This is a genomic window from Cellulosimicrobium sp. 4261, assembly GCF_040546915.1.
GTDB classification, from domain to species: Bacteria; Actinomycetota; Actinomycetes; order Actinomycetales; family Cellulomonadaceae; genus Cellulosimicrobium; species Cellulosimicrobium cinnabarinum.
The window spans coordinates 252,961-274,828 of the sequence record NZ_JBEPOQ010000006.1; the positions used below are offsets into that span (position 1 = coordinate 252,961).

General features: G+C 72.2%; 14 protein-coding genes. 13 read left to right on the forward strand and 1 reads right to left on the reverse strand.

Going from position 1 to position 21,868, the window contains the following annotated elements:
- Window positions 1–53: 53 nt before the first annotated feature.
- Entirely contained in the window at window positions 54–1,235 is a 1,182-nt protein-coding gene (locus ABIE39_RS10720) for an ROK family transcriptional regulator (protein WP_074807423.1), read from the reverse strand.
- A gap of 409 nt (window positions 1,236–1,644) precedes the next feature.
- Here ABIE39_RS10720 and ABIE39_RS10725 point away from each other — a divergent pair, with 409 nt between their 5' ends.
- The 13 genes from ABIE39_RS10725 to ABIE39_RS10785 all read left to right on the forward strand — a co-directional run bounded on the left by ABIE39_RS10725 (window position 1,645) and on the right by ABIE39_RS10785 (window position 21,779).
- Window positions 1,645–3,165 carry an ATP-binding cassette domain-containing protein gene (locus ABIE39_RS10725; protein ID WP_186810503.1) on the forward strand — a complete coding sequence of 507 codons (1,521 nt, stop codon included), beginning with the start codon at window positions 1,645–1,647 and terminating at the stop codon, window positions 3,163–3,165.
- A complete protein-coding gene (locus ABIE39_RS10730) occupies window positions 3,162–4,205 on the forward strand; it encodes an ABC transporter permease (protein WP_502914855.1) in 1,044 nt (347 codons plus the stop codon). The genes ABIE39_RS10725 and ABIE39_RS10730 overlap by 4 nt, the downstream gene beginning before the upstream one ends.
- A 107-nt stretch (window positions 4,206–4,312) precedes the next feature.
- The gene (locus ABIE39_RS10735; protein ID WP_354051685.1) at window positions 4,313–5,380 is read left to right on the forward strand and encodes a substrate-binding domain-containing protein; all 1,068 of its coding nucleotides are present in this window, start codon (window positions 4,313–4,315) and stop codon (window positions 5,378–5,380) included.
- Between the two features lie 119 nt (window positions 5,381–5,499).
- A complete protein-coding gene (locus ABIE39_RS10740; RefSeq protein WP_175009951.1) occupies window positions 5,500–6,672 on the forward strand; it encodes a Gfo/Idh/MocA family protein in 1,173 nt (390 codons plus the stop codon).
- Window positions 6,673–6,949: 277 nt separating this feature from the next.
- Window positions 6,950–11,935 carry a ThuA domain-containing protein gene (locus ABIE39_RS10745; protein ID WP_175009950.1) on the forward strand — a complete coding sequence of 1,662 codons (4,986 nt, stop codon included), beginning with the start codon at window positions 6,950–6,952 and terminating at the stop codon, window positions 11,933–11,935.
- Between the two features lie 255 nt (window positions 11,936–12,190).
- Window positions 12,191–12,988 carry a hypothetical protein gene (locus ABIE39_RS10750; protein ID WP_175009949.1) on the forward strand — a complete coding sequence of 266 codons (798 nt, stop codon included), beginning with the start codon at window positions 12,191–12,193 and terminating at the stop codon, window positions 12,986–12,988.
- Window positions 12,989–13,028: 40 nt separating this feature from the next.
- A complete protein-coding gene (locus ABIE39_RS10755) occupies window positions 13,029–14,030 on the forward strand; it encodes a TIM barrel protein (RefSeq protein WP_175009948.1) in 1,002 nt (333 codons plus the stop codon).
- Window positions 14,031–14,253: 223 nt separating this feature from the next.
- Window positions 14,254–15,501, forward strand: coding sequence for a Gfo/Idh/MocA family oxidoreductase (locus ABIE39_RS10760; RefSeq protein WP_175009947.1), 1,248 nt, complete (start codon window positions 14,254–14,256; stop codon window positions 15,499–15,501).
- Window positions 15,498–17,156, forward strand: a complete 1,659-nt coding sequence (locus tag ABIE39_RS10765; RefSeq protein WP_083385120.1) for a sugar ABC transporter ATP-binding protein — start codon at window positions 15,498–15,500, stop codon at window positions 17,154–17,156. The genes ABIE39_RS10760 and ABIE39_RS10765 overlap by 4 nt, the downstream gene beginning before the upstream one ends.
- Window positions 17,153–18,199, forward strand: coding sequence for an ABC transporter permease subunit (locus ABIE39_RS10770; RefSeq protein ID WP_175009946.1), 1,047 nt, complete (start codon window positions 17,153–17,155; stop codon window positions 18,197–18,199). Before ABIE39_RS10765 ends, ABIE39_RS10770 begins: the two co-directional genes overlap by 4 nt.
- A complete protein-coding gene (locus ABIE39_RS10775) occupies window positions 18,196–19,278 on the forward strand; it encodes an ABC transporter permease subunit (RefSeq protein WP_175009945.1) in 1,083 nt (360 codons plus the stop codon). The genes ABIE39_RS10770 and ABIE39_RS10775 overlap by 4 nt, the downstream gene beginning before the upstream one ends.
- A gap of 148 nt (window positions 19,279–19,426) precedes the next feature.
- On the forward strand, window positions 19,427–20,650 hold the full coding sequence (locus ABIE39_RS10780; RefSeq protein ID WP_209829612.1) for a substrate-binding domain-containing protein: 1,224 nt from the start codon (window positions 19,427–19,429) through the stop codon (window positions 20,648–20,650).
- A 184-nt stretch (window positions 20,651–20,834) separates the two neighbouring features.
- Window positions 20,835–21,779 carry a sugar phosphate isomerase/epimerase family protein gene (locus tag ABIE39_RS10785; RefSeq protein ID WP_354051689.1) on the forward strand — a complete coding sequence of 315 codons (945 nt, stop codon included), beginning with the start codon at window positions 20,835–20,837 and terminating at the stop codon, window positions 21,777–21,779.
- Window positions 21,780–21,868 lie beyond the last annotated feature (89 nt).

The window sequence follows — 21,868 nt, forward strand, 5'->3', positions numbered from 1 at the left end:
TCGTCACACTCGTCGCGCCCGCGCGCGCGGGCAGCGGCCCCCGTCGACCGCGCTCAGGCGATGAGCGCGTCGATCGCTGCGGGCGAGAGTACGTGATCGACGGCCATGGCGCTCGCACCGAGCACGCCGGCCTGACCTCGTGCCTGCGAGGTGACGATGCGCAGGTGCTGCGTCGCGAGCGGCAGCGACCGCTGGTACACGATCTCGCGGATGCCCGCGATGAGGTGCTCGCCGGCCTCGGCGACGATGCCGCCGATGACGATGAGCGAGGGGTTGAGCAGGCTGACGCACGCCGCGAGGACGGAGCCGATGTCGCGCCCGGCCTGGCGCACGGCCTGGCTCGCGGTGAGGTCGCCGCCGCGCACGAGCGCGACGACGTCGGAGCTGGTGGTGGCGTCGAGGCCCGCGGCGGCGAGGGCGGCGGCGACGGCCTGGCCGCTGGCGACGGCCTCGAGGCAGCCCACGTTCCCGCAGCGGCACGGGACGTCGGCGGCGCTCGGGACGGCGACGTGCCCGATGTCGCCCGCGGCGCCCTGCGCGCCGCGCCGGAGCTCGCCGTCGGCGATGATGCCCGAGCCGATGCCCGTCGCGACCTTGACGAAGAGCATGTCGGTGACGGCGGGCCAGGCCGTGCGGTGCTCGCCGAGCGCCATGATGTTCACGTCGTTGTCGACGAGCACGGAGGCGTCGAACCGCTTCTGCAGGATGCCGGGGACGTCGACGTCGTCCCACGCGGGCATGATCGGCGGGTTGATGGGCCGCCCGGAGGAGTGCTCGACGGGTCCGGGGAGGCCGACGCCGACGCTGACCAGGTCGTCGATGCTGCGCCCGGTGGTCGCGACGAGCTTCTCGCCGGTGTCCGCGACCCACGACAGGACGACGTCGGGGCCGTCCGCGATCGCGAGCGCCGCGTCCGTCTCGGCGAGCACGTTGGACGCGAGGTCCGTGACCGCCAGGCGGGCGTGGGTAGCGCCGAGGTCGACGGCCAGGACGATGCGCGCCTCAGGGCTGAAGGCGAAGGTCACGGGCGGGCGCCCGCCGGTCGAGCTGGCCTCGCCCGCGGGGGCGATGAGGCCGGCCGACATGAGGAGGTCGATCCGGGCGGCGATGGTCGATCGCGCCTGTCCCGTGATCGCTGCGAGGTCCGCACGGGTGCGCGGCTGACCGTCCCGGAGCAGCTGGAACATGTCGCCGGCACCGGTCGGGCGCGGCGCGAACTTCAGCAGTTCCTCCATGGGCACAGTGAATCACGGAGCCTCTCGTCGGTCGTCCGTACCATGCGGACGAGTCATCGGCTTTTGCTTGACGATCGCCAAAAGGTACCCTACTGTCCCCTCCCAAGGCGACATGGACGTCGTCGAAAGGTGTGGAGGTCCGACGACGGCCCTCCGGTCCGGGCGACGACCGCCCCTCGAGCTCCCCCTGGCCCCCGATCGCACGTCGAGCTTCCCGGCATCCCTGCTCGTGCAGGGCCTGCCGGACCCTACCGCCTCTGCCGCAACCCATGACGTGCACCGAGCGGCGGGAGCGTTCCCATCGGGCGCCAAGGGCGCGCACACTTTTGTCGGTCACGGAGTGGTAACAGTGGCAAAAGACGACAACCTTATGATTGACGCTCGTCAAAAGGTTCGCTAGGTTCACCGCATGGTCACCGCAGACCCTCCCCAGCCGCTCCTGCAGATGCAGGGCATCGTCAAGGTCTTCCCCGGGGCTCGTGCGCTCGACGGCGTCGATCTCGAGATCCTCCCGGGCGAGGTCCACTGTCTCCTCGGCCAGAACGGGGCCGGCAAGTCCACGCTCATCAAGGTGCTCGCCGGTGCTCACCAGCCCACCGAGGGCCGGATCCTGCTCGACGGCGAGCCCATCACCATCTCCGACCCCGTGGCGGCGCTGAAGCACGGCGTGGCGACGATGTACCAGGAGCTCGACGTCGTCGACGGCCTGACCGTCGCGGAGAACGTCTACCTCGGGCACGAGCTGTCGACGCTCGGGTTCTCGCAGCGCCGGGAGGCGGTGCGCAAGACGCGCGACCTGCTCCGGCGCCTCGGGCACTCGGAGATCTCGCCGACCAAGGAGGTCGAGCACCTCTCGGCCGCGGGCAAGCAGATCGTCTCCATGGCGCGGGCCCTCTCGCACGACGCGCGGGTCATCATCATGGACGAGCCCTCGGCGGTGCTCGACTCCGAGGAGGTCGCCAACCTCTTCCGCGTGGTCAAGGAGCTCACGCGAGCCGGGGTCGCGGTGGTCTACATCTCCCACCGGCTCGAGGAGATCCGCGAGATCGGCGACCGCATCACGGTCCTCAAGGACGGCCGGACCGTCGCGCAGAACCTCGCGGTGTCCGAGACGCCGACGGCGCAGCTCATCACCCTCATGACGGGGCGCTCCGTCGAGTACGTGTTCCCCGTCACGGACGGCCCGTCGGACGACGCCCCGGTCGTGCTCGACGTGGCGGGCCTCGGCCTGCGCGGCGTGTTCGAGGACGTGTCGCTCCAGGTACGCGCCGGAGAGATCGTCGGTCTCGCCGGGCTCGTGGGCGCGGGCCGCTCGGAGATCATCGAGACGATCTACGGCGCGCGTCGAGCGACCGCGGGCACGGTCACGGTGGACTCCAAGAAGCTCCGCGCCGGTTCCGTGGCCGCCGCGGTGGACGCCGGGATCGGCCTCGCGCCCGAGGAGCGCAAGAGCCAGGGACTGCTGCTCGACGAGCCGGTCTACCGCAACGTCACCCTGTCGACGTTCGCCCGCTTCGCGCGCGGCGGCTTCCTCGACGAGAGGGCCGAGCGGCGCGCCGCCAAGGAGCAGGCGGACTCGCTCGAGCTCCGTCCCGCGGGCGTCGACCGCGCGATCCGCACCCTGTCGGGCGGCAACCAGCAGAAGGCGATGCTCGCCCGCTGGCTCGTCCACGGCTGCCGCGTCCTGCTCCTCGACGAGCCGACGCGCGGCGTCGACGTCGGGGCTCGGGCCGAGATCTACGCGCTCATCCGCCGCCTGGCCGACGAGGGCGCCGCCGTCGTCGTCGTCTCCAGCGAGATCCCCGAGGTCCTGGGTCTCGCCGACCGCGTGCTCGTCGTCTCCGAGGGCCGCGTCGTGCACCAGGGACCCGCAGATTCGATCGACGAGCACGGAGTGCTCGACCTCGTCATGGAAGGAAGTGTCGCGTGAGCGAGCACAAGGTGGGCGACGACAAGGTCGCCGTCGCGCCGAGCGACGAGACCGCTCGGGTGGAGAAGGCGAGCGCGGCCGCCGCACCTCGCAGGAGCGGGCTGCTCAGCGGTCCGGCGGGACGCAACCTCGGCCTCGTGGTCGCGCTGCTGCTCCTGTGCGTCGTGGGCTTCGCGACGGGCGGCGAGCGGTTCGCGAGCGTCAGCAACCTCATGACCATCCTCAGCCTGGGCGCGGTCCTCGGGGTGGTGAGCATCGGCATGACGTTCGTCATCACGACGGGCGGCATCGACCTGTCGGTGGGTTCCGTGCTCGGGCTGGCCTCGGTCTGGGCGACGACGCTGGCGACGCAGTCCTACGGCTGGGCCGTCATGGTGATCTGCGCGCTCGCCGTCGGCGTGGGTGCCGGTCTCATCAACGGCCTCATCATCGCCTACGGCAAGGTCGTGGCGTTCATCGCGACGCTCGCGATGCTGGTCGCCGCGCGAGGGCTCGCCGAGCTCATCGCCCAGAAGCGCACCCAGGTCGTCAAGGACTCCGCGTTCCTCGACCTGTTCAAGGGCAACCTCCTCGGCGTCCCGAAGATCGTCTGGATCTTCGCGATCGTCGCGGTGCTCGGCTGGTTCCTCCTCAACCGCACGACGTTCGGGCGCCGCACGGTGGCCGTCGGCGGCAATCCCGAGGCGGCCCGGCTCGCCGGCATCAAGGTGCAGCGGCACCTCGTGTACGTGTACGCGCTGTCCGGCCTCACCGCCGGCATCGCGGCCATCATGATCCTCGCCCGCACCAGCGCGGGCTCCTCGACCAACGGCACGCTCCTCGAGCTCGACGCGATCGCCGCGGTCGTCGTCGGCGGCACGCTCCTCGCCGGCGGTCGCGGCACGATCGTCGGCACCGTCCTGGGCGTCCTCATCTTCACGACGCTCACCAACGTCTTCATCATCAACAACGTCGACAGCTCGGTCCAGGCCATCGCCAAGGGCGTGATCATCGTCGGCGCGGTGCTGCTCCAGCAGCGCCTGGCGCGGCGGACCACGTAGTCGCGCGACCCCGGCCCTCCGGTCCGACCGCAGCTCCGCACCATCCGGAGCAGCACCCCTCGTCCCCCCCGCAGTTCCTCCCGCAGGACAGCATCGAAGGAGATCCCATGTCCGCACGCACCACCCTCCGTCGTCGGTTCGCGATCGCGACCGTCTCCGCCGCGTCGATCGCCCTGATCGCCACGGCCTGCACGTCGAACACCCCGACCACCGAGAACACCGCGGAAGGCGACGGCGGCGGCAGCAGCAACCAGGCCGTCTCCGACAACGACGCGCCGGGCGACCCGATCGTCATCGGCTTCTCGGCCCCCGCCGCCGACCACGGCTGGATGGGCGCCATCACGAGCGCGGCGGAGGCCGAGGCCGAGAAGTACGAGGACGTCGAGCTCCGTGTCGCCGACGGCACGAACGACGTGAACGTCCAGATCAGCCAGATCGAGGGCTTCATCAACGACGGCGTCGACGCGATCGTGCTCCTGCCGTTCGACGGCGCCGCGCTCACCGACGTCGCGACCCAGGCCATGGAGGCCGGGATCCCGGTCATCAACGTCGACCGCGAGTTCTCCAGCCCCTTCGCCGCCCGCACGACGGTGCTCGGCGACAACTACGGCATGGGCGTGAGCGCCGGCCAGTACATCTGCGAGCAGCTGGGCGACAACCCGGACGCCGTGGTGGCCGAGATCGCCGGCATCGACTCGCTCCCGCTCACGCAGGACCGCAGCCAGGGCTTCGAGGACGCGCTGTCCGACTGCGGCCTCGACGTCGACAACCGCGTCGCCGCGGACTTCACGGTCCAGGGCGGCGAGGCCGCGACGGCCAACCTCCTCCAGGCCGCGCCGCAGATCGACGCCATCTGGAACCACGACGACGACCAGGGCGTCGGCGTGCTCTCCGCGATCGAGAACGCGGGCCGCGACGAGTTCTTCATGGTCGGCGGCGCCGGCTCGGCGAACGTGATGGAGCACATCAAGGCCGGCGACTCGGTCCTCCAGGCGACGGTCGTCTACCCGTCGACCCAGGCCGCGGACGGCATCAAGCTCGCCCGCCTCGTCGCGCACGAGAAGAACCTCAGCGACCTCGCGTCGTCCGGCGTCCCGCGCACGGTCCAGCTCTTCGCGCCCGTCGTGACGAAGGACAACGTCGACCAGTACCTGCCGAGCGCGTTCCAGTCCTGACGGACCCGCTGACACCCGTCAGCACGCAGCAGGAAGCACGCGGACCACGCCCACGGTCCGCCCGGGTACCGCCCGGCCGGACCGTGGGCGTGCGCCGTGAGGAGCACGGAAGGAACGTCATGGCAGGAAACGACGGCGCGCAGCTCGGCGTCGGCATGGTCGGGTACTCGTTCATGGGGGCAGCGCACTCGCAGGCCTGGCGGACCGCCCCCCGGTTCTTCGACCTCCCTCTCGACCCGCGGATGCGGGTCCTCGGCGGCCGCAACCCGGAGGCGGTCGCCGCCGCCGCGCAGCGGCTCGGCTGGGAGTCCACGGAGACGAGCTGGCAGGCGCTCGTCGGCCGGGACGACGTCGACCTCGTCGACGTGTGCACGCCCGGCGACACCCACGCCGAGATCGCGATCGCCGCGCTCGAGGCAGGCAAGCACGTGCTCTGCGAGAAGCCGCTCGCGAACACCGTGGCCGAGGCCGAGAAGATGGTCGCGGCCGCCGAGGCCGCCGCGCAGCGCGGACAGGTCGCGATGGTGGGCTTCACCTACCGTCGCGTGCCGGCGATCCAGCTCGCGCGCCAGCTCGTGGCCGACGGCCGCATCGGTACCGTGCGGCACGTACGCGCGCAGTACCTCCAGGACTGGATCGCGGACGAGGACGCGCCCCTGTCGTGGCGGCTGGACAAGACCAAGGCGGGCAGCGGCGCGCTCGGCGACATCGGCGCGCACGTCATCGACCTCGCCCAGTTCATCACCGGCGAGCGGATCACGAGCGTCTCGGGGCTGCTCGAGACGTTCGTCAAGGAGCGTCCGGTCGCGACGGAGTTCGCCGGGCTCTCGGGACAGGGCGGCACCGAGCGCGGCCCCGTCACCGTGGACGACGCCGCGATCTTCCTCGCGCGGATGTCCGGCGGCGCGATCGGCACGTTCGAGGCGACCCGGTTCGCCTACGGCCGCAAGAACGCGATCCGCCTGGAGATCAACGGGTCGAAGGGCTCGGTCGCGTTCGACTTCGAGGACATGAACGTCCTGCACTACTTCGACGCCGCCGACGACCCGGCCGTCGCGGGCTTCCGCCGCATCGTCGTGACGGAGCCGCAGCACGCGTACGTCGGGCACTGGTGGCCCGCGGGCCACGGCCTCGGCTACGAGCACGCCTTCACGCACCAGGTCGTCGACCTGGTCGAGGGCATCGCCGCCGGGACGCACCCGGCGCCGACCTTCGCGGACGGCCTGGTGGTCCAGCGCGTGCTCGACGCGGTCGAGCGCAGCGCGGCGTCCGGAGGCTGGGTCCAGCCGTAGTATCGAGTCCGGGTCGGCCCGTGGGGCGGAGGCCGACCCGGACACCGGACCGACGGTGTCGGCCGTTGCAGCGCAGCGCGGCCGACCGGAACCGGATCGGAGGAAAGGAGGACGGGCGCGCAACGATGGCGCGCATTTAGTACGACGGGCAATCAAAATTGTCGGTCGAAATCCCGGGACGGCGGCCGGCCGATGGCGGCACCCGGCGGAGCGCAGCACTGATTCCCCATCTCGACGAGGAGACCTTGTGAGAAACGTGCTAGGAGGATCGCTCGCCATGAGGCGGACGGTCGCGGCGGCAGCCGCGGCGGCGATCGCTCTCCCCCTGACCATCGCGACGGCGGTGTCGGCCACGGCGGCCCCCGCCGCCGGGAGCGTCGCTCCGGCGGCTCCGGTCGCCGCCGCCGCCGACACCGCACCGTTCGACGTGCTCGTCTTCAGCAAGACCGCCGGGTTCCGGCACGGGTCGATCCCCGCGGGCATCGCGGCGATCCAGCAGCTCGGCGAGGAGAACGACTTCGAGGTGACCTCGACCGAGGACGCAGGAGCGTTCACGGACGAGAACCTCGCGCAGTACGACGCCGTCGTGTGGCTGTCCACGACGGGCGACGTCCTCAACGACGACCAGCAGGCCGCGTTCGAGCGCTACATCCAGAACGGCGGCGGGTACGCGGGCATCCACGCGGCGTCCGACACCGAGTACGACTGGCCGTGGTACGGCGAGCTGGTCGGCGCGTACTTCAACAGCCACCCGCAGAACCAGGACGCGACCGTCAAGGTCGAGGACCACGCGCACGAGTCGACGGCGCACCTGCCGTCGCGCTGGGACCGGTACGACGAGTGGTACAACTACCGCACCAACCCGCGTGACACCGTGCACGTGCTCGCGAGCCTGGACGAGAAGTCCTACACCGCGGGGTCGGGCGCGATGGGCGCCGACCACCCGATCGCCTGGTGCCAGGCGTACGACGGCGGCCGCTCGTGGTACACCGGCGGCGGCCACACGAACGAGTCCTACGCGGAGCCGGAGTTCCTCCAGCACCTGCTCGGCGGCATCCAGACCGCCGCGGGCGTCGTGCCGTCGGACTGCGCCGCGTCGCAGTCGGACAGCTACGAGGTCGTCTCGCTCGACGAGGAGACGTCCAACCCGATGATGCTCGACGTCGCCCCGGACGGGACGGTCTTCTACGTCGAGCGCGACGGGCGCGTCCGCCTCATCGACCCGGAGAGCAACCAGACCACGACGGCGATGACCCTCGCGGTCACGCAGGCCAACGAGGACGGGCTCACGGGCGTCGTCCTGGACCCGGACTTCGGGGAGAACGGCTGGGTGTACCTCTTCTGGTCGCCGCAGGACGTCGGGACGGACGGGCCGCACAACCGCGTCTCGCGCTTCACGTACGACGAGGCGACCCGGACGATCTCGGCCGCGAGCGAGGAGAAGGTCCTCGTCATCCCGACGCAGCGCGAGACGTGCTGCCACGCGGGTGGTGACATGGTCTTCGACGGCGACGACAACCTCGTGATCGTCACGGGCGACAACACCAACCCGTTCGAGTCGGCCGGCTACGCGCCGCTCGACGAGCGCGCGGGCCGCACGTCGTACGACGCGCAGCGCACGTCGGCGAACACCAACGACCTCCGCGGCAAGGTGCTGCGCATCCACCCGGAGGACGACGGCACGTACACGATCCCCGAGGGGAACATGTTCGCCCCGGGGACGGACAAGACGAAGCCCGAGATCTTCGCGATGGGCTTCCGCAACCCGTTCCGCATCGGCGTGGACCAGAAGACGGGCAACGTGCTCGTCGGCGACTACGGTCCCGACGCGCAGAACGCCAACCCGAGCCGCGGCCCGGGGAACACCGTCGAGTGGAACATCGTCGCGGAGCCGGGCTTCTACGGGTGGCCGTACTGCACCGGTGACAACGCGGCGTACATCGACTACAACTTCGCGACCGGCCAGTCCGGCCAGGCGTTCGACTGCGCCAACGGGCCCGTGAACGACTCGCCGAACAACACCGGCCTCACCCAGCTCCCGCCGGCCGTCGCGGCCGACGTCTGGTACAACTACGCCGGCAACCCGCTCTTCCCCGAGATCGGCGGCGGCGGTGCGCCCATGGGCGGCCCCGTCTACGACTACGACCCGGAGCTCGAGTCGGACGTCAAGTGGCCCGAGTACTGGGACGGCAAGGCGATCTTCGGTGAGTGGAACCAGGGCAAGATGTACTCGTTCCAGCTCGACGGGGAGAACCGCGACGAGCTCGTCGACATCAACCGGATCCTGCCGAAGCACTTCGACCCCGCGGCGGGCTTCTACCGCGCGATGGACTTCGACTTCGGTCCGGACGGCTCGCTCTACGTCATCGACTGGGGCCAGGGCTTCGGCGGCAACAACACGACGTCGGGCATCTACAAGGTCAACTACGTGCAGGGTGACCCGACGCCGATCGCCCGCGCCAGCGCGGACGTGACCAGCGGCGCCGCGCCTCTCACGGTGCAGTTCTCCTCGGAGGGCACCCGCCACCCGGCGGGCGACCCGATCTCGCTGCAGTGGACGTTCGGCGACGGGTCCGACCCGTCGACCGAGGCGAACCCGGTGCACACCTACACGGAGAACGGCAGCTACACCGCGCAGCTCGTGGCGACCGACGCGAACGGTCAGACGGGCTTCGCGAACGTCAGCATCGTCGTCGGGAACCAGGCGCCGAGCGTGACGATCACGTTCCCGGACAACGGTGGCGTGTTCGAGTGGGGCGACCAGGTGCGCTACGTCGTCGAGGTCGAGGACCCCGACGGCGAGGTGGACTGCTCCAACCTCATGATGATGACCGCGCTCGGGCACGACGCCCACGCGCACCCGATGGAGGAGCTGACCGGCTGCGAGGGCGTCATGCAGACGGCCCGCGACGAGGGCCACGGGCTCGAGGCCAACATCTTCTGGGTGCTCGAGGCGTTCTACACCGACGACGGCGGCGAGGTGGGCGTCCCGCTCACGACGAACTCGCTCCAGATCCTGCAGCCGAAGCTGCTCCAGGCCGAGTACTACACCTCGACGGGCCGCCTCGCCGGCTCGACGAGCGGTGGCGACCCGGGCGTCCAGACGGAGCAGACCGGCGACAGCGCGGGCGGCGGCCAGAACATCGGCTTCATCGAGGTCGGCGACTGGTGGGCCTACGAGCCCATGTCGCTCTACAACGTCGAGGGTCTCGGCATGCGCGTCGCGTCGCCCGCGGGCGGCACGGTGTCCGTGCGCTGGGACGCGCCCGACGGTCCGGAGATCGGCCGGGTGACCGTGCCGAACACCGGTGACTGGCAGGCGTACACGATGGCGACGACGGAGATCACCGACGTGCCCGAGGGCACGGGGACGCTCTACTTCGTCAACGTGGCCGGCCAGATGAACGTCAACTGGCTCGAGTTCGACGGCCGCGGCGTCACGGACAACGTGCGCCCGACCATCGACACGTTCGAGGTCACCCCGACGGAGGGCACCGCCCCGCTCGAGGTCACGGCGTCGGTCACGGCGACGGACCCCGAGGACGAGGCCGTCACCTTCGCGTGGGACGCGGGCCTCGGCGACGGGTTCGTCGACGGCACCGACTCGTTCGCGGTCACGTACGACCAGCCGGGCACCTACCGGCTCCAGGTGCGGGCCACCGACGAGCGCGGGGCGTACTCGGTCGAGTACACGACGGTGACCGTCAAGGCGCCCGAGACCGGTCCGGGGCTCTGCCTCTCCGGCCGCTCGGACGACTTCCTCGGCACCGACCTGGACGAGGACCGCTGGACCGTGACGAACCGCGACCAGAACCTCGTCGTGCGCGACGGGCGCCTGGTGGTCCCCACGGCGACGCGGGACTTCTACGGGACGGACAACACCGCCGTGCCGAACCTGGTGCTCCAGGACCTCCCGGACGGACCGTTCACGGCCACCGCCAAGGTGACCCTGCCGGCCCGCCAGCAGTACCAGCAGGCCGGTCTGCTGATCTGGGAGGACCAGGACAACTACGCGAAGATGGTCCTCCAGGGCCGGTCGGCCGCGGCGGACCCGGCGACGCGGATCTTCCAGTTCATCCGTGAGGAGAACGCCCAGCCGAACGAGGTCAACGAGTCCAACTCGGCCGCGCTCGGTGCCGACTACCCCGACACGGTCTACGTGCGGTTCGTCAGCGACGGCGCGAGCCTCCAGGCGGCCTACTCGGCCGACGGCATCGACTTCACGACGATGCCGCAGACCAAGTCGATCGCCGACCTGGAGAACGCGAAGATCGGGCTCGTGGCCCTCAAGGGCAACAACACGACCACCCCGGTCGTCGACGCCGAGTTCGACTGGTTCCACATCACGCCCGACGACACGGCGGCGGCCCCCGGGCCGGACGACGAGTTCGACGGCGACGCCCTCGACACGTGCCGCTGGTCGATCGTCCGCGAGGACCCGACCGGCTACCGCGTGACGGACGGCTCCCTGCAGATCGACACGACGCCCACGGACATCTACGGGACGGACAACCGCCCGGTGCCGAACATCGTGCTGCAGGACCAGCCGGGTGACGAGTGGACGGTCGAGACCGTCGTCGACGGCTCCGCGTTCGACCGTCAGTACCAGCAGGGCGGTCTGATCGTCTACGGCGGCGACGACGACTACGTGAAGCTCGACTACGTGGTCGACAACCAGGCCGGCCAGGCGCGCAACGCCCGGATCGAGCTGCGCAGCGAGGTCGGCGGCGTGGTGCAGAACCCGCAGCCGCAGACGGGGAGCCTCGCCGAGTCGGTGTGGCACCTGCGCCTCACGCGCTCCGGTGACACGTTCACCGGCGCGTACAGCGCGGACGGCGAGACGTGGACCACGTTCGACGAGAGCGTGACCAACGCGCCCGCCGCGGACGCCAAGATCGGTCTCTTCGCCCTCGGGGCGTCGGCCGACACGGGTGCTCCGGCGTCCTTCGGCCACTTCCGGGTGGTCGAGGACGAGACCGAGCCGATCGCCGTGACCATCACCGCGGAGACGCGCTGCATGGCCGGCAAGGTGTTCGTCGCGGTCCGCGCGACGAACGACGACACGGTCCCGCTCGCGATCACGCTCGAGACCCCGTACGGGTCGAAGCAGGTCGCGGACGTCGCGCCCGGTGCGAACGCGTACCAGTCGTTCGCGTCGCGCGCCGTCGCGGTCGACGCGGGCACCGTGACCGTGACCGCCACGGACGCCGAGGGGAGGACGTTCTCCGGGACGGCGGACTACGCGGCCCGGTCCTGCTCCTGACGAGCTCCGGCGGGTCGGTGCGCTGAGCACCGGCCCGCCGGGCACCGCGCTCGGCGCGCGGGCGCTCGGGCGTCCGGGCGGCCCATCGGCCGGGCCGACCGTACGCTGCCCGCACGACGAGCACGACGGGGACCTCCGGGTCTCCGGCCCCGGCGCCCGGGAACGGGCGCTCCGGCCCGGCGCCGGGGCACCCCGGGGGACCGGCGACGACCGCCGCCCCCACCGCACACGGACCCACGACGAGGTGATGACCCGATGTCCCCTACGCACCGCCAGCGCACCAGCCCCCGGCCTCCGGGCGGCACGCGGCTCCTGCTGCGCCGCCGGACGACCGCCCCCGCGCGGCTCCGTGCCCGCGCGCTCCTCACCGCGGCGCTGGGCGTCCTGCTCGGCGGCGCGCTCGCGCTCGTCGGCGCGGCACCGGCCGGCGCCCACGGCGGCGACGTCGTCATCTCGCTCGGCACGGACGGCCAGGGCGGAGTCTCCGCGAACCTCACGTGGAAGGTCGACGGCCACCCCGTCGAGGAGGCGGCCGACGTCTCCGTGACGGGGGAGTCCGCGGCCGGCGAGACCGTCGGCCCCCTCACGCTGCGGTCGGCGTCCGAGGGCGTCGGCTGGTACACGTCCGACCCGGGCGTCCTCGCCGACGGCAACTGGACGCTCACCGCGACGATCACGCACCCCGCCGAGGCCACCGCGACGGCGCAGGTCGACGTCGTGCCGCTGCCGGAGCCCGCCCCGCGCGAGGGCGACGACGCGGCGGCGCAGGAGGACGGCGACGCCGCCGGCGCGGAGGGTGACGCGGCGGGTGCCGACGCGGCCGGCGACGACGCCGCCGCGGGTGACGACGCCGCGGGCGACGGCGCCGCGGAAGAGGGCACCGCCACGGACGAGGGCTCGACGAGCGCGCTCGTGTGGGTCGCCGTCGCCGTGGTCGCCGCGCTGCTGCTCGCCGGGGGCTACGTCGTCGTGCGGCGCCGCGCGCGCGCGTCCGGCGCCGACGAGGCCGCGGGCGACGAGCCCCGCTCCCTGACCAAGACGTCCGCCCGGTGACCCCGGGCACGAACCGAGAACGACCGAAGGAGACACGACCATGGCACGACCGATCACCCTCTTCACCGGGCAGTGGGCCGACCTGCCGTTCGAGGAGGTGGCACGCCTCGCGTCCGGCTGGGGCTACGACGGCCTGGAGATCGCGTGCTGGGGCGACCACCTCGACCCCTGGCGCTGGGACGACGACGAGTACGTCCAGGGCAAGCTCGACCTGCTGGCCAAGTACGACCTCAAGGTCTACGCGATCTCGAACCACCTCAAGGGCCAGGCGGTGTGCGACGACCCGATCGACCAGCGCCACCGCGACATCCTGCCGGACGTCGTGTGGGGCGACGGCGACCCCGAGGGCGTGCGCCAGCGTGCCGCGGAGGAGATGAAGCACACCGCGCGCCTCGCGGCGAAGCTGGGCGTGAAGACCGTCGTGGGCTTCACCGGCTCGGCGATCTGGAAGTACGTCGCGATGTTCCCGCCCGTGTCCCAGGAGGCGATCGACGCCGGGTACCAGGACTTCGCGGACCGCTGGAACCCGATCCTCGACGTGTTCGACGAGGTCGGCGTCCGGTTCGCGCACGAGGTGCACCCGAGCGAGATCGCGTACGACTACTGGACGACGGTCCGCACGCTCGAGGCGATCGGGCACCGGGAGGCGTTCGGCCTCAACTGGGACCCGAGCCACATGGTCTGGCAGGACCTCGACCCGGTGAGCTTCCTGTGGGACTTCAAGGACCGCATCTACCACGTGGACTGCAAGGACACGAAGAAGCGGATGCACAACGGCCGCAACGGCCGGATGGGCTCGCACCTGGCCTGGGCCGACCCGCGCCGCGGCTGGGACTTCATCTCCACGGGCCACGGCGACGTGCCGTGGGAGGACGCGTTCCGCATGCTCAACACGATCGGCTACGAGGGTCCGATCTCGGTCGAGTGGGAGGACGCGGGCATGGACCGTCTCGTCGGCGCGCCCGAGGCGCTGGAGTTCGTCAAGAAGTACGCGTTCGACGCGCCCGAGGCGGCCTTCGACGCCGCGTTCTCGACCAAGTAGCACCGCAGTCTCCCCGCCGGTCGGCCGTGCCGCCCGGCGGGTGGGGGGCAGTCCGACACGCCACCGCCCCCGGTCGTCCGACGGCCGGGGGCGGTGGCGTGCCCGCGTCCGGACCGGCCGTGTGAGCCTTCACATTTGTTTCGCGGCTTGGGTTATCTAACCGTGACGATCAATGTCCGGCTTTTGCTTGACCCTCGACATAAGTGCCCCTACGTTGTCATCCATGCGAGCCGACGACGTCGCGCAGGACGTGCGTACCCCGGTGCTGGAGCCGGAGACGCCCCTCCCGGGAGCGACCACGCCAGGGGCCTCGACCGCCCGAAGCACCTTCCCCGCCAGCAGCCCCGACGAGCTCGGACTGCCCGCCGCCGGGTACCGCGCCGGGATCCTCGGCACCGGGTTCATGGGCGGGGTCCATGCCCGGGCCGTGCGCACGGGCGGAGGACGCGTCGTGAGCGTCGCCGCCGCCGACCTCGACATCGCGCGAGCGGCCGCGCCGGGCCTCGGTGCCGAGCGCGCCGTCGCGACGGTCGAGGAGCTGCTCACCGACCCCGAGGTCGACGTGGTGCACGTGTGCACGCCCAACCACCTGCACGTCCCCCTGGCGCGCGCGGCGCTCGCCGCCGGCAAGCACGTGGTGTGCGAGAAGCCGCTCGCGACCGACGTCGCGGGGGCTGTCGAGCTCGCCGGCCTCGCGGCCGCGGCGCGCGACCTGGACGGCCGCGTCGCCGTCGTGCCCTTCACCTACCGCTTCCACCCCATGGTCCGCGAGGCGCGCGAGCGCGTGCGCCGCGGCGAGGTGGGCACCGTCTCGCTCGTGCACGGCTCGTACCTGCAGGACTGGCTCCTGCGCGACTCCGACGACAACTGGCGCGTCGACCCCGCGCTGGGCGGCGCGAGCCGCGCGTTCGGCGACATCGGCTCCCACTTCTGCGACCTGCTGGAGTTCACGACGGGCCAGCGCATCGTGCGTCTCGTCGCGCAGTCGGCCACGGTGAACCCGCAGCGCCGGGGCGCCGACGGCGTCGTGCACGAGGTCGCGACGGAGGACGCCGTGACGCTCCAGTACGCCACGGACGGTGGCGCGCTCGGCTCGGCCGTGATCTCCCAGGTGTCGGCCGGCCGCAAGAACCGGCTCTACCTCGAGATCTCCGGCTCGGAGTCGACCCTGGCGTTCGACCAGGAGCAGCCCGAGACGCTCTGGGAGGGCCGGCGCACCACGTCGCGCCTCCTCGTGCGCGACCCCGAGGCGCTCTCCCCGGCGGCGGCCCGGTACTCGCGCCTCCCCGCGGGCCACGCCCAGGGCTACCAGGACTGCTTCGACGCGCTCGTCGCCGACACCGCCGCGGCCATCGGCGGCAGCGTCCCGGACGGCCTGCCCACGTTCGACGACGGCCTGCGGGCCGCGCGGCTCGCCGACGCCGTGGCCGCGTCGGTGCGGACGGGCGGCTGGGTCGAGGTCGCGTCGTGACCGCGACGACGACGCGCGAGCCGCGGCCTGCCGCGGGGGAGGGCGACGACCGCCCGCTCCTGCGCCTGCGCGGCATCGGCAAGGAGTTCTTCGGCAACTCCGTGCTGCGCGACATCGACCTCGACGTGCGTCCGGGCGAGGTCCACGCGCTCGTCGGCGAGAACGGCGCAGGCAAGTCGACCCTCATGAAGATCATCGCGGGCGTGCACCGCCCGGACGCGGGCACGCTCGAGCTCGACGGTGAGACGACGACGTTCGCCTCGCCCCTCGCCGCGCAGCACGCGGGCGTGTCGACGGTGTTCCAGGAGTTCAACCTCCTGCCCGAGCGGTCCGTCGCCGAGAACGTCTACCTCGGCCGTGAGCCGCGCCGCGCGGGCCTCGTCGACCGGCGGCGCATGCACGCGGACACGACCGCCCTGCTCACCGAGCTCGGGCTGACCGGGCTCGCGTCGTGGACGCGCGTCGGCTCGCTGTCCGTGGCGCAGCAGCAGATCGTCGAGATCGTCAAGGCCGTCTCCTACGACGCGCGCATCATCTCGATGGACGAGCCGACGGCGGCGCTCGCCGACCAGGAGGTCGAGCTCCTCTACGAGCTCGTGCACCGGCTCAAGGAGCGTGGCGTCGCGATCCTCTACGTCTCGCACCGCCTCAAGGAGATCTTCGACCTCTGCGACACCATCACGGTGCTCAAGGACGGCAACCACGTGCTGACGACCCCCACCGCGGACATCGACCCGGACCGGCTCGTGCGCACGATGGTCGGCCGCGACTTCGCGGGGTACTTCCCCGACAAGGACCCGTCGATCGTCCCGGGCGAGGTGCGGCTCGCGCTCGAGGGCGTCGGCAACACCCAGGTCGACGACGTGTCGCTGGAGGTCCGTGCGGGCGAGATCGTCGCGCTCGCCGGGCTGCAGGGCTCGGGGCGCACGGAGATCGCGCACGGCGTCTTCGGCATCGCGGGCTTCACGCGCGGCCGCGTCCTCGTCGGCGGGAAGCCGGTCGACGTGCGCTCGCCGCGCCAGGCGGTCCGCGCCGGTCTCGCGCTCGTGACCGAGGACCGCAAGGCCGAGGGGCTCGCCCTGGGCCAGTCGATCCTCGCCAACGCGCGCCTCGTGCTCGACGCCGTCGTCCCCGGCCAGGCCGACCGACGCGCGAGGCGCATCCCGGGCATCCTCTCCTCGCTCGAGCTCGTCGCGAGCTCGCAGGAGGCCGAGGTCCAGTACCTGTCGGGCGGCAACCAGCAGAAGGTCGTCCTCGCGAAGTGGCTCGTCACGGACCCGCAGGTCATCGTGCTCGACGAGCCCACGCGCGGCATCGACGTGGGCGCCAAGCGCGCGGTCTACGACCTCATGCGCGAGCTCACGGCGAACGGCGTCGCCGTCCTGTTCATCTCGTCCGAGCTCCCCGAGGTGGTCGCCATGGCCGACCGCGTGCTCGTCATGCGCGACGGCCGCCTCGCGGGCGAGCTCCCCGCGGGCAGCGACGAGGAGACCGTCATGGCGCTCGCCACGGGCGCGGGCGAGGACACCTCCGGCGAGCACGTCCAGGTCGACCTCGGCGCCCTCGCCGACGCCGACGACCTCCCGGGCGCGGAGCCCGGGACCGCGCCCCGCAGCGCCCCGCACGCCCCCGACGGCCCGAAGGAGCACCGATGAGCACCGCGGTCGCGACCGCCGCCCCCACCGCGCGCCGCGCGCCCGCGCGCCGCCGCCGGCTGGGGTCGACGGAGATCGTCTACCTCGCCCTCGTCGGGATCCTCGTGATCGCCGGCGTCCTCGTGGCCGTGGGCGGCGGCAACCTGTTCAGCACGGCGAACACGGCGTACATGCTCACGCAGACGAGCCTGCTCGGCTTCGTCGCGATCGGGCAGACGTTCGCCATCCTGTGCCGCTCGCTCGACCTGTCCGTCGGCTACGTGGTCGCGCTCAGCTCGATCGTCGGCGCGACGACGATGGCGGGCGACCCGTCGCGCGTCTGGCTCGGCGTCCTCGCGGCGGTGGGCGTCGCGGCGGTCGTCGGCCTCGTCAACGGGCTCGTCATCGCGAAGCTGCGCGTCAACGCGTTCATCGCGACGCTCGGCGTCGGGCTCATCATCAAGGGCTACCTCGACACGCAGTTCAAGGGCCCGGCGGGGGAGGTGCCCGCCTCGTTCCAGATGTTCGGGTACACGCGCGTCGGGCCGGTCCCGGTCTCGACGATCGTCATGCTGCTCGTCGCGGTCGTGGGTGTCGTGCTCCTGACGCGCACCCGCCCCGGCTACCACATGTTCGCCGTCGGGGGGAACACCGACGTGGCGCGGCTCTCGGGCATCCGCACGGACCGGACCCTGGTCCTCGCGCACGTGCTGTGCTCGGTCTGCGCGGGTATCGCGGGCCTGCTCATCGCCGCGCGCTTCGGCACCGGCAACGCGCTCGTCTACTCCTACGGCCTCGACCTCGACTCGATCGCCGCCGTCGTCCTCGGCGGGACGCTCCTCATGGGCGGCCGCGGCTCGGTCGTCGGGACGGTGGGCGGCGTGCTGATCCTCGCCGTGCTCGACACGGTGTTCAACGTGCTCGACGTCGACCCGTTCTTCAAGGACGTGCTGCGCGGCGTCATCATCATCGCCGCCGTCGCCCTGTACGCCCGGCGCCAGATCGACCCGGCGAGCAGCCGGGCCCGCTTCCGCCCGACCCGCACCGGAGGTGCGTCCGCATGACCACCGACACCACGCGCCGGAGCATCCCGGCGCGCGCGCCGCGGGCCGGCTGGCTCGAGCGCCTCACCGCGGGCGGCAGCTGGACCGTGTTCGCGCTCCTCGTGCTCGTCTTCGTGGCGATCCTCGTGATGAACCCGTCGTTCGGGGAGCCGATGTCGCTCATGGCCTTCGTCAAGAAGGCCGCGCCGCTGATCATCCTCGCGATCGGCCAGTACTTCGTCATCGTCTCCGGCGAGTTCGACCTGTCGGTCGGCTCGCTCGTCGGAGCCCAGGTCGTCATCGCGGCGAAGCTCATGGACGGCGAGGACTCGATGACCTGGCCCGTCATGGCGCTCATGGTCGTCTTCGGCCTCGCGGTCGGGCTGGTCAACGGTCTCGTCACGACGCTGCTCAAGGTGCCGTCGTTCATCACGACGCTCGGCATGATGCTCGTGCTCTACGGCGCGATCCGGCTCTGGACCGGCGGCGCACCCACGGGCGCCCTCACCGACGGCTTCCGACAGTGGGGACGCGGGGGCATCCCCGACAACCCGGGGCAGTTCCAGGTGCCGTACGCGCTGCTCGTCGTCGTCGTGCTCGGCGTGGCCGCGGCCCTGCTCATGCGCCGCCCGTTCGGCCGCACGCTCGTCGCCACGGGGGACAACGACGTCGCGGCGGGCTACGCGGGCGGCTCCGTGTGGTGGGTGCGCACGCGCGCCTTCCTCCTCTCGGGCTTCATGGCGACCGTCGCGGCCGTCCTCATCGGCGGCTACGCGGGCGTCACCGCCCAGGTCGGGCAGGGGCTGGAGTTCATGGCGATCACCGCCGTCGTGCTCGGGGGCGTCGTCCTCGGCGGCGGGCGGGGGACCGTGATCGCCGCGATGGCGGGCGCGCTCACGCTCGAGGCGCTGTTCACCCTCTTCAACCAGCTCAGCCTCCCGTCGACGATCCGCCCCGCCGTGCAGGGCGTGATCATCATCGCGGCCGTCGCCTACGCCGCGCTGCCGCGCCGGTCGCGGCGCCGCTCGTCCACCCCCGACGCCCCGCCGGCGGCGGGCCCGACCCCTGCACCGAAGGAGCCCGCCCCCGCGAACGCCTGAGCCCCGCGCGCCCGGCGACGCCGCCCGCGCGACCACCCCGCGCACGACCCCTGCCGGACCCCCGCGCACGACCGTGCGCCGGCACCCGAGCTGTACCCCTTCCCCGCACGTTGCGGGACGACGACGTCTCACCAAGGAGAAGAAGGACATGCGACGTACACGAGCACTCCTGGCCGGCACGGCGGTGGCCACGCTGTTCCTCGCGGCCGCCTGCACGACCGACACCCCCACCGACACGGGCGGGGAGACCTCGGCCGAGGAGAGCCCCGCGAGCGAGGAGTCCGGCGGCGCCGACTCCGAGTGGTTCGTCCAGGCGGACTACGACCGCCAGCTCGCGCAGCGCGAGGTCGTGCCCGAGGGCCCGGCCGACCAGCCGTGGCTCCAGGCCATCGAGCCCGAGTACGTGGACACGGCCGAGTTCGCGAGCGAGGGCGGCGGCAAGACGCTGTGCTTCTCGAACGCGTCGGTCTCGAACCCGTGGCGCGTGACCGGGTTCATCACGATGCAGCAGCAGGTCGACGTCCTCACCGAGGAGGGCGTGATCGGCGAGTTCCGCGTCTCCGACGCGGCCGACGACGACAACAAGCAGATCTCCGACATCCAGGCGTTCGTCGAGGCCGGCGACTGCGACGCGATCGTCATCTCGCCGTCCACGACGGCGACCCTCACGCCCGCCGTCGAGGCGGCGTGCGAGTCGGGCAAGCCCGTCATCGTGTTCGACCGCGGCGTCAACACCGACTGCATGGTGACGTTCATCCACCCGATCGGCGGCTACGCGTACGGCGCCGACGGCGCGGAGTTCCTCGTCGAGAACCTCGAGCCCGGCTCGAAGGTCCTCGCGCTGCGCATCCTGCCCGGCGTCGACGTGCTCGAGAACCGCTGGGCCGCGGCCGACAAGATCTTCTCCGAGTCGGAGCTCGAGGTCGTGGGTGCCGAGTTCACCGGCGGCGACGGCGCGAAGATCAAGGACATCGTCACGCAGTACCTCCAGCGCGGGGACGTGGACGGCATCTGGATGGATGCCGGCGACGGCGCCGTCGCGGCCGTCGAGGCGTTCGAGGACGCGGGCAAGCCGTACCCCGTCTTCATGGGCGAGGACGAGATGAGCTTCCTGCGCAAGTGGAAGGACACGGACATGACCGCCATCGGCGCCGTCTACTCCAACTTCCAGTGGCGCACGCCGGTCCTCGCGGCGCAGATGATCTGGGCCGGCGAGCAGGTGCCGTCCGAGTGGGTCCTCCCGCAGTCCCCGGTCGTCGCCGAGGACCTCGACGCCTACCTCGAGGCGAACAAGGACATGCCGTCCCTGCACTACGCCAAGTTCGGCGGCGAGGACCTGCCCGGGTTCCCGGAGGCCTGGACCGACCGCTGACGCCAGCACCACCCCGGTCCGGCCGCGCGCCGGACCACCTGGGGCCGCCCGGTCGCCGTCCGACCGGCCGGGCGCCCCGCCCGCCCGCCCGACGGCGCGGCGCACCTCCCGCACGGGGGCGCGCCGCGGCGTCGGGCACGCGGGCGGGACGGCCGAGTGCTCGGACCCGACGAGAGAGAGCGACGTGGCTCTTCCCGGCCCGACCCCCGCGCGCCGCGCGGCCGACCTGCTCCCGCCCGACGGCGCGCCCGCCCCGGTGCGCCGGCGCGCGCTCGGCGTCAACACGTGGGTGTGGACGTCGCCCCTGACCGACGTCGCGCTGCGCGACATCGCCCCGCGCGTCGCGAGGTGGGGCTTCGACGTGCTCGAGCTGCCCGTCGAGAACCCGGGGGACTGGGACCCGGCGACGGCGGCCGCCGTCCTCGCCGACCACGGTCTCGGCGCGAGCGTCTCGCTCGTCATGGGCGAGGGCCGCGAGCTCGTCGCCACGGACGCCGCGACGGTGCGCGCGACGCAGGACTACCTGCGCCACGTCGTCGACGTCGCGCGCACCGTCGGCGCGCCGGTGATCGGCGGCCCGGCGTACGCGTCGGTCGGGCGCACGTGGCGCCTCGGCCCGGCCGAGCGCGAGGCCGCCTACGAGGAGCTCGCCGAGCACCTCGCCCCGGTCGTGGAGCACGCCATGGCGGCGGGCGTCGTCGTCGGGCTCGAGCCGCTCAACCGCTACGAGACGAGCCTCGTCAACACCGTCGACCAGGGGCTGGAGGTCGTGCGGCGCCTGCCTGCGGCCGGCATCGGCCTCATGCTCGACGTGTACCACATGAACATCGAGGAGACGGACCTGCCCGCCGCGGTGGCACGCGCGGGCGAGCGCATCGCGCACGTCCAGGTGTGCGGCAACGACCGCGGCGCACCCGGCACCGACCACCTCGACTGGCGCGGCCTGCTCGCCGCGCTCGACGCGACCGGCTACGACGGACCGCTCGTCATCGAGTCCTTCACCGCCGAGAACGCGACGATCGCCACGGCCGCCTCGATCTGGCGCCCGCTGGCGCCGACCCAGGACGCCATCGCCGTCGATGGCCTCGCCTACCTGAAGGGACTGATGCCCGAGCCGGAGAGCACGTAGCCGTAGTCGCAGACGACCGCCGGCGCCGGCACGCCGCGGGATGACGACCACCCTGCCCGGACGACGACGTCCGGGCCCGCACGTCATGC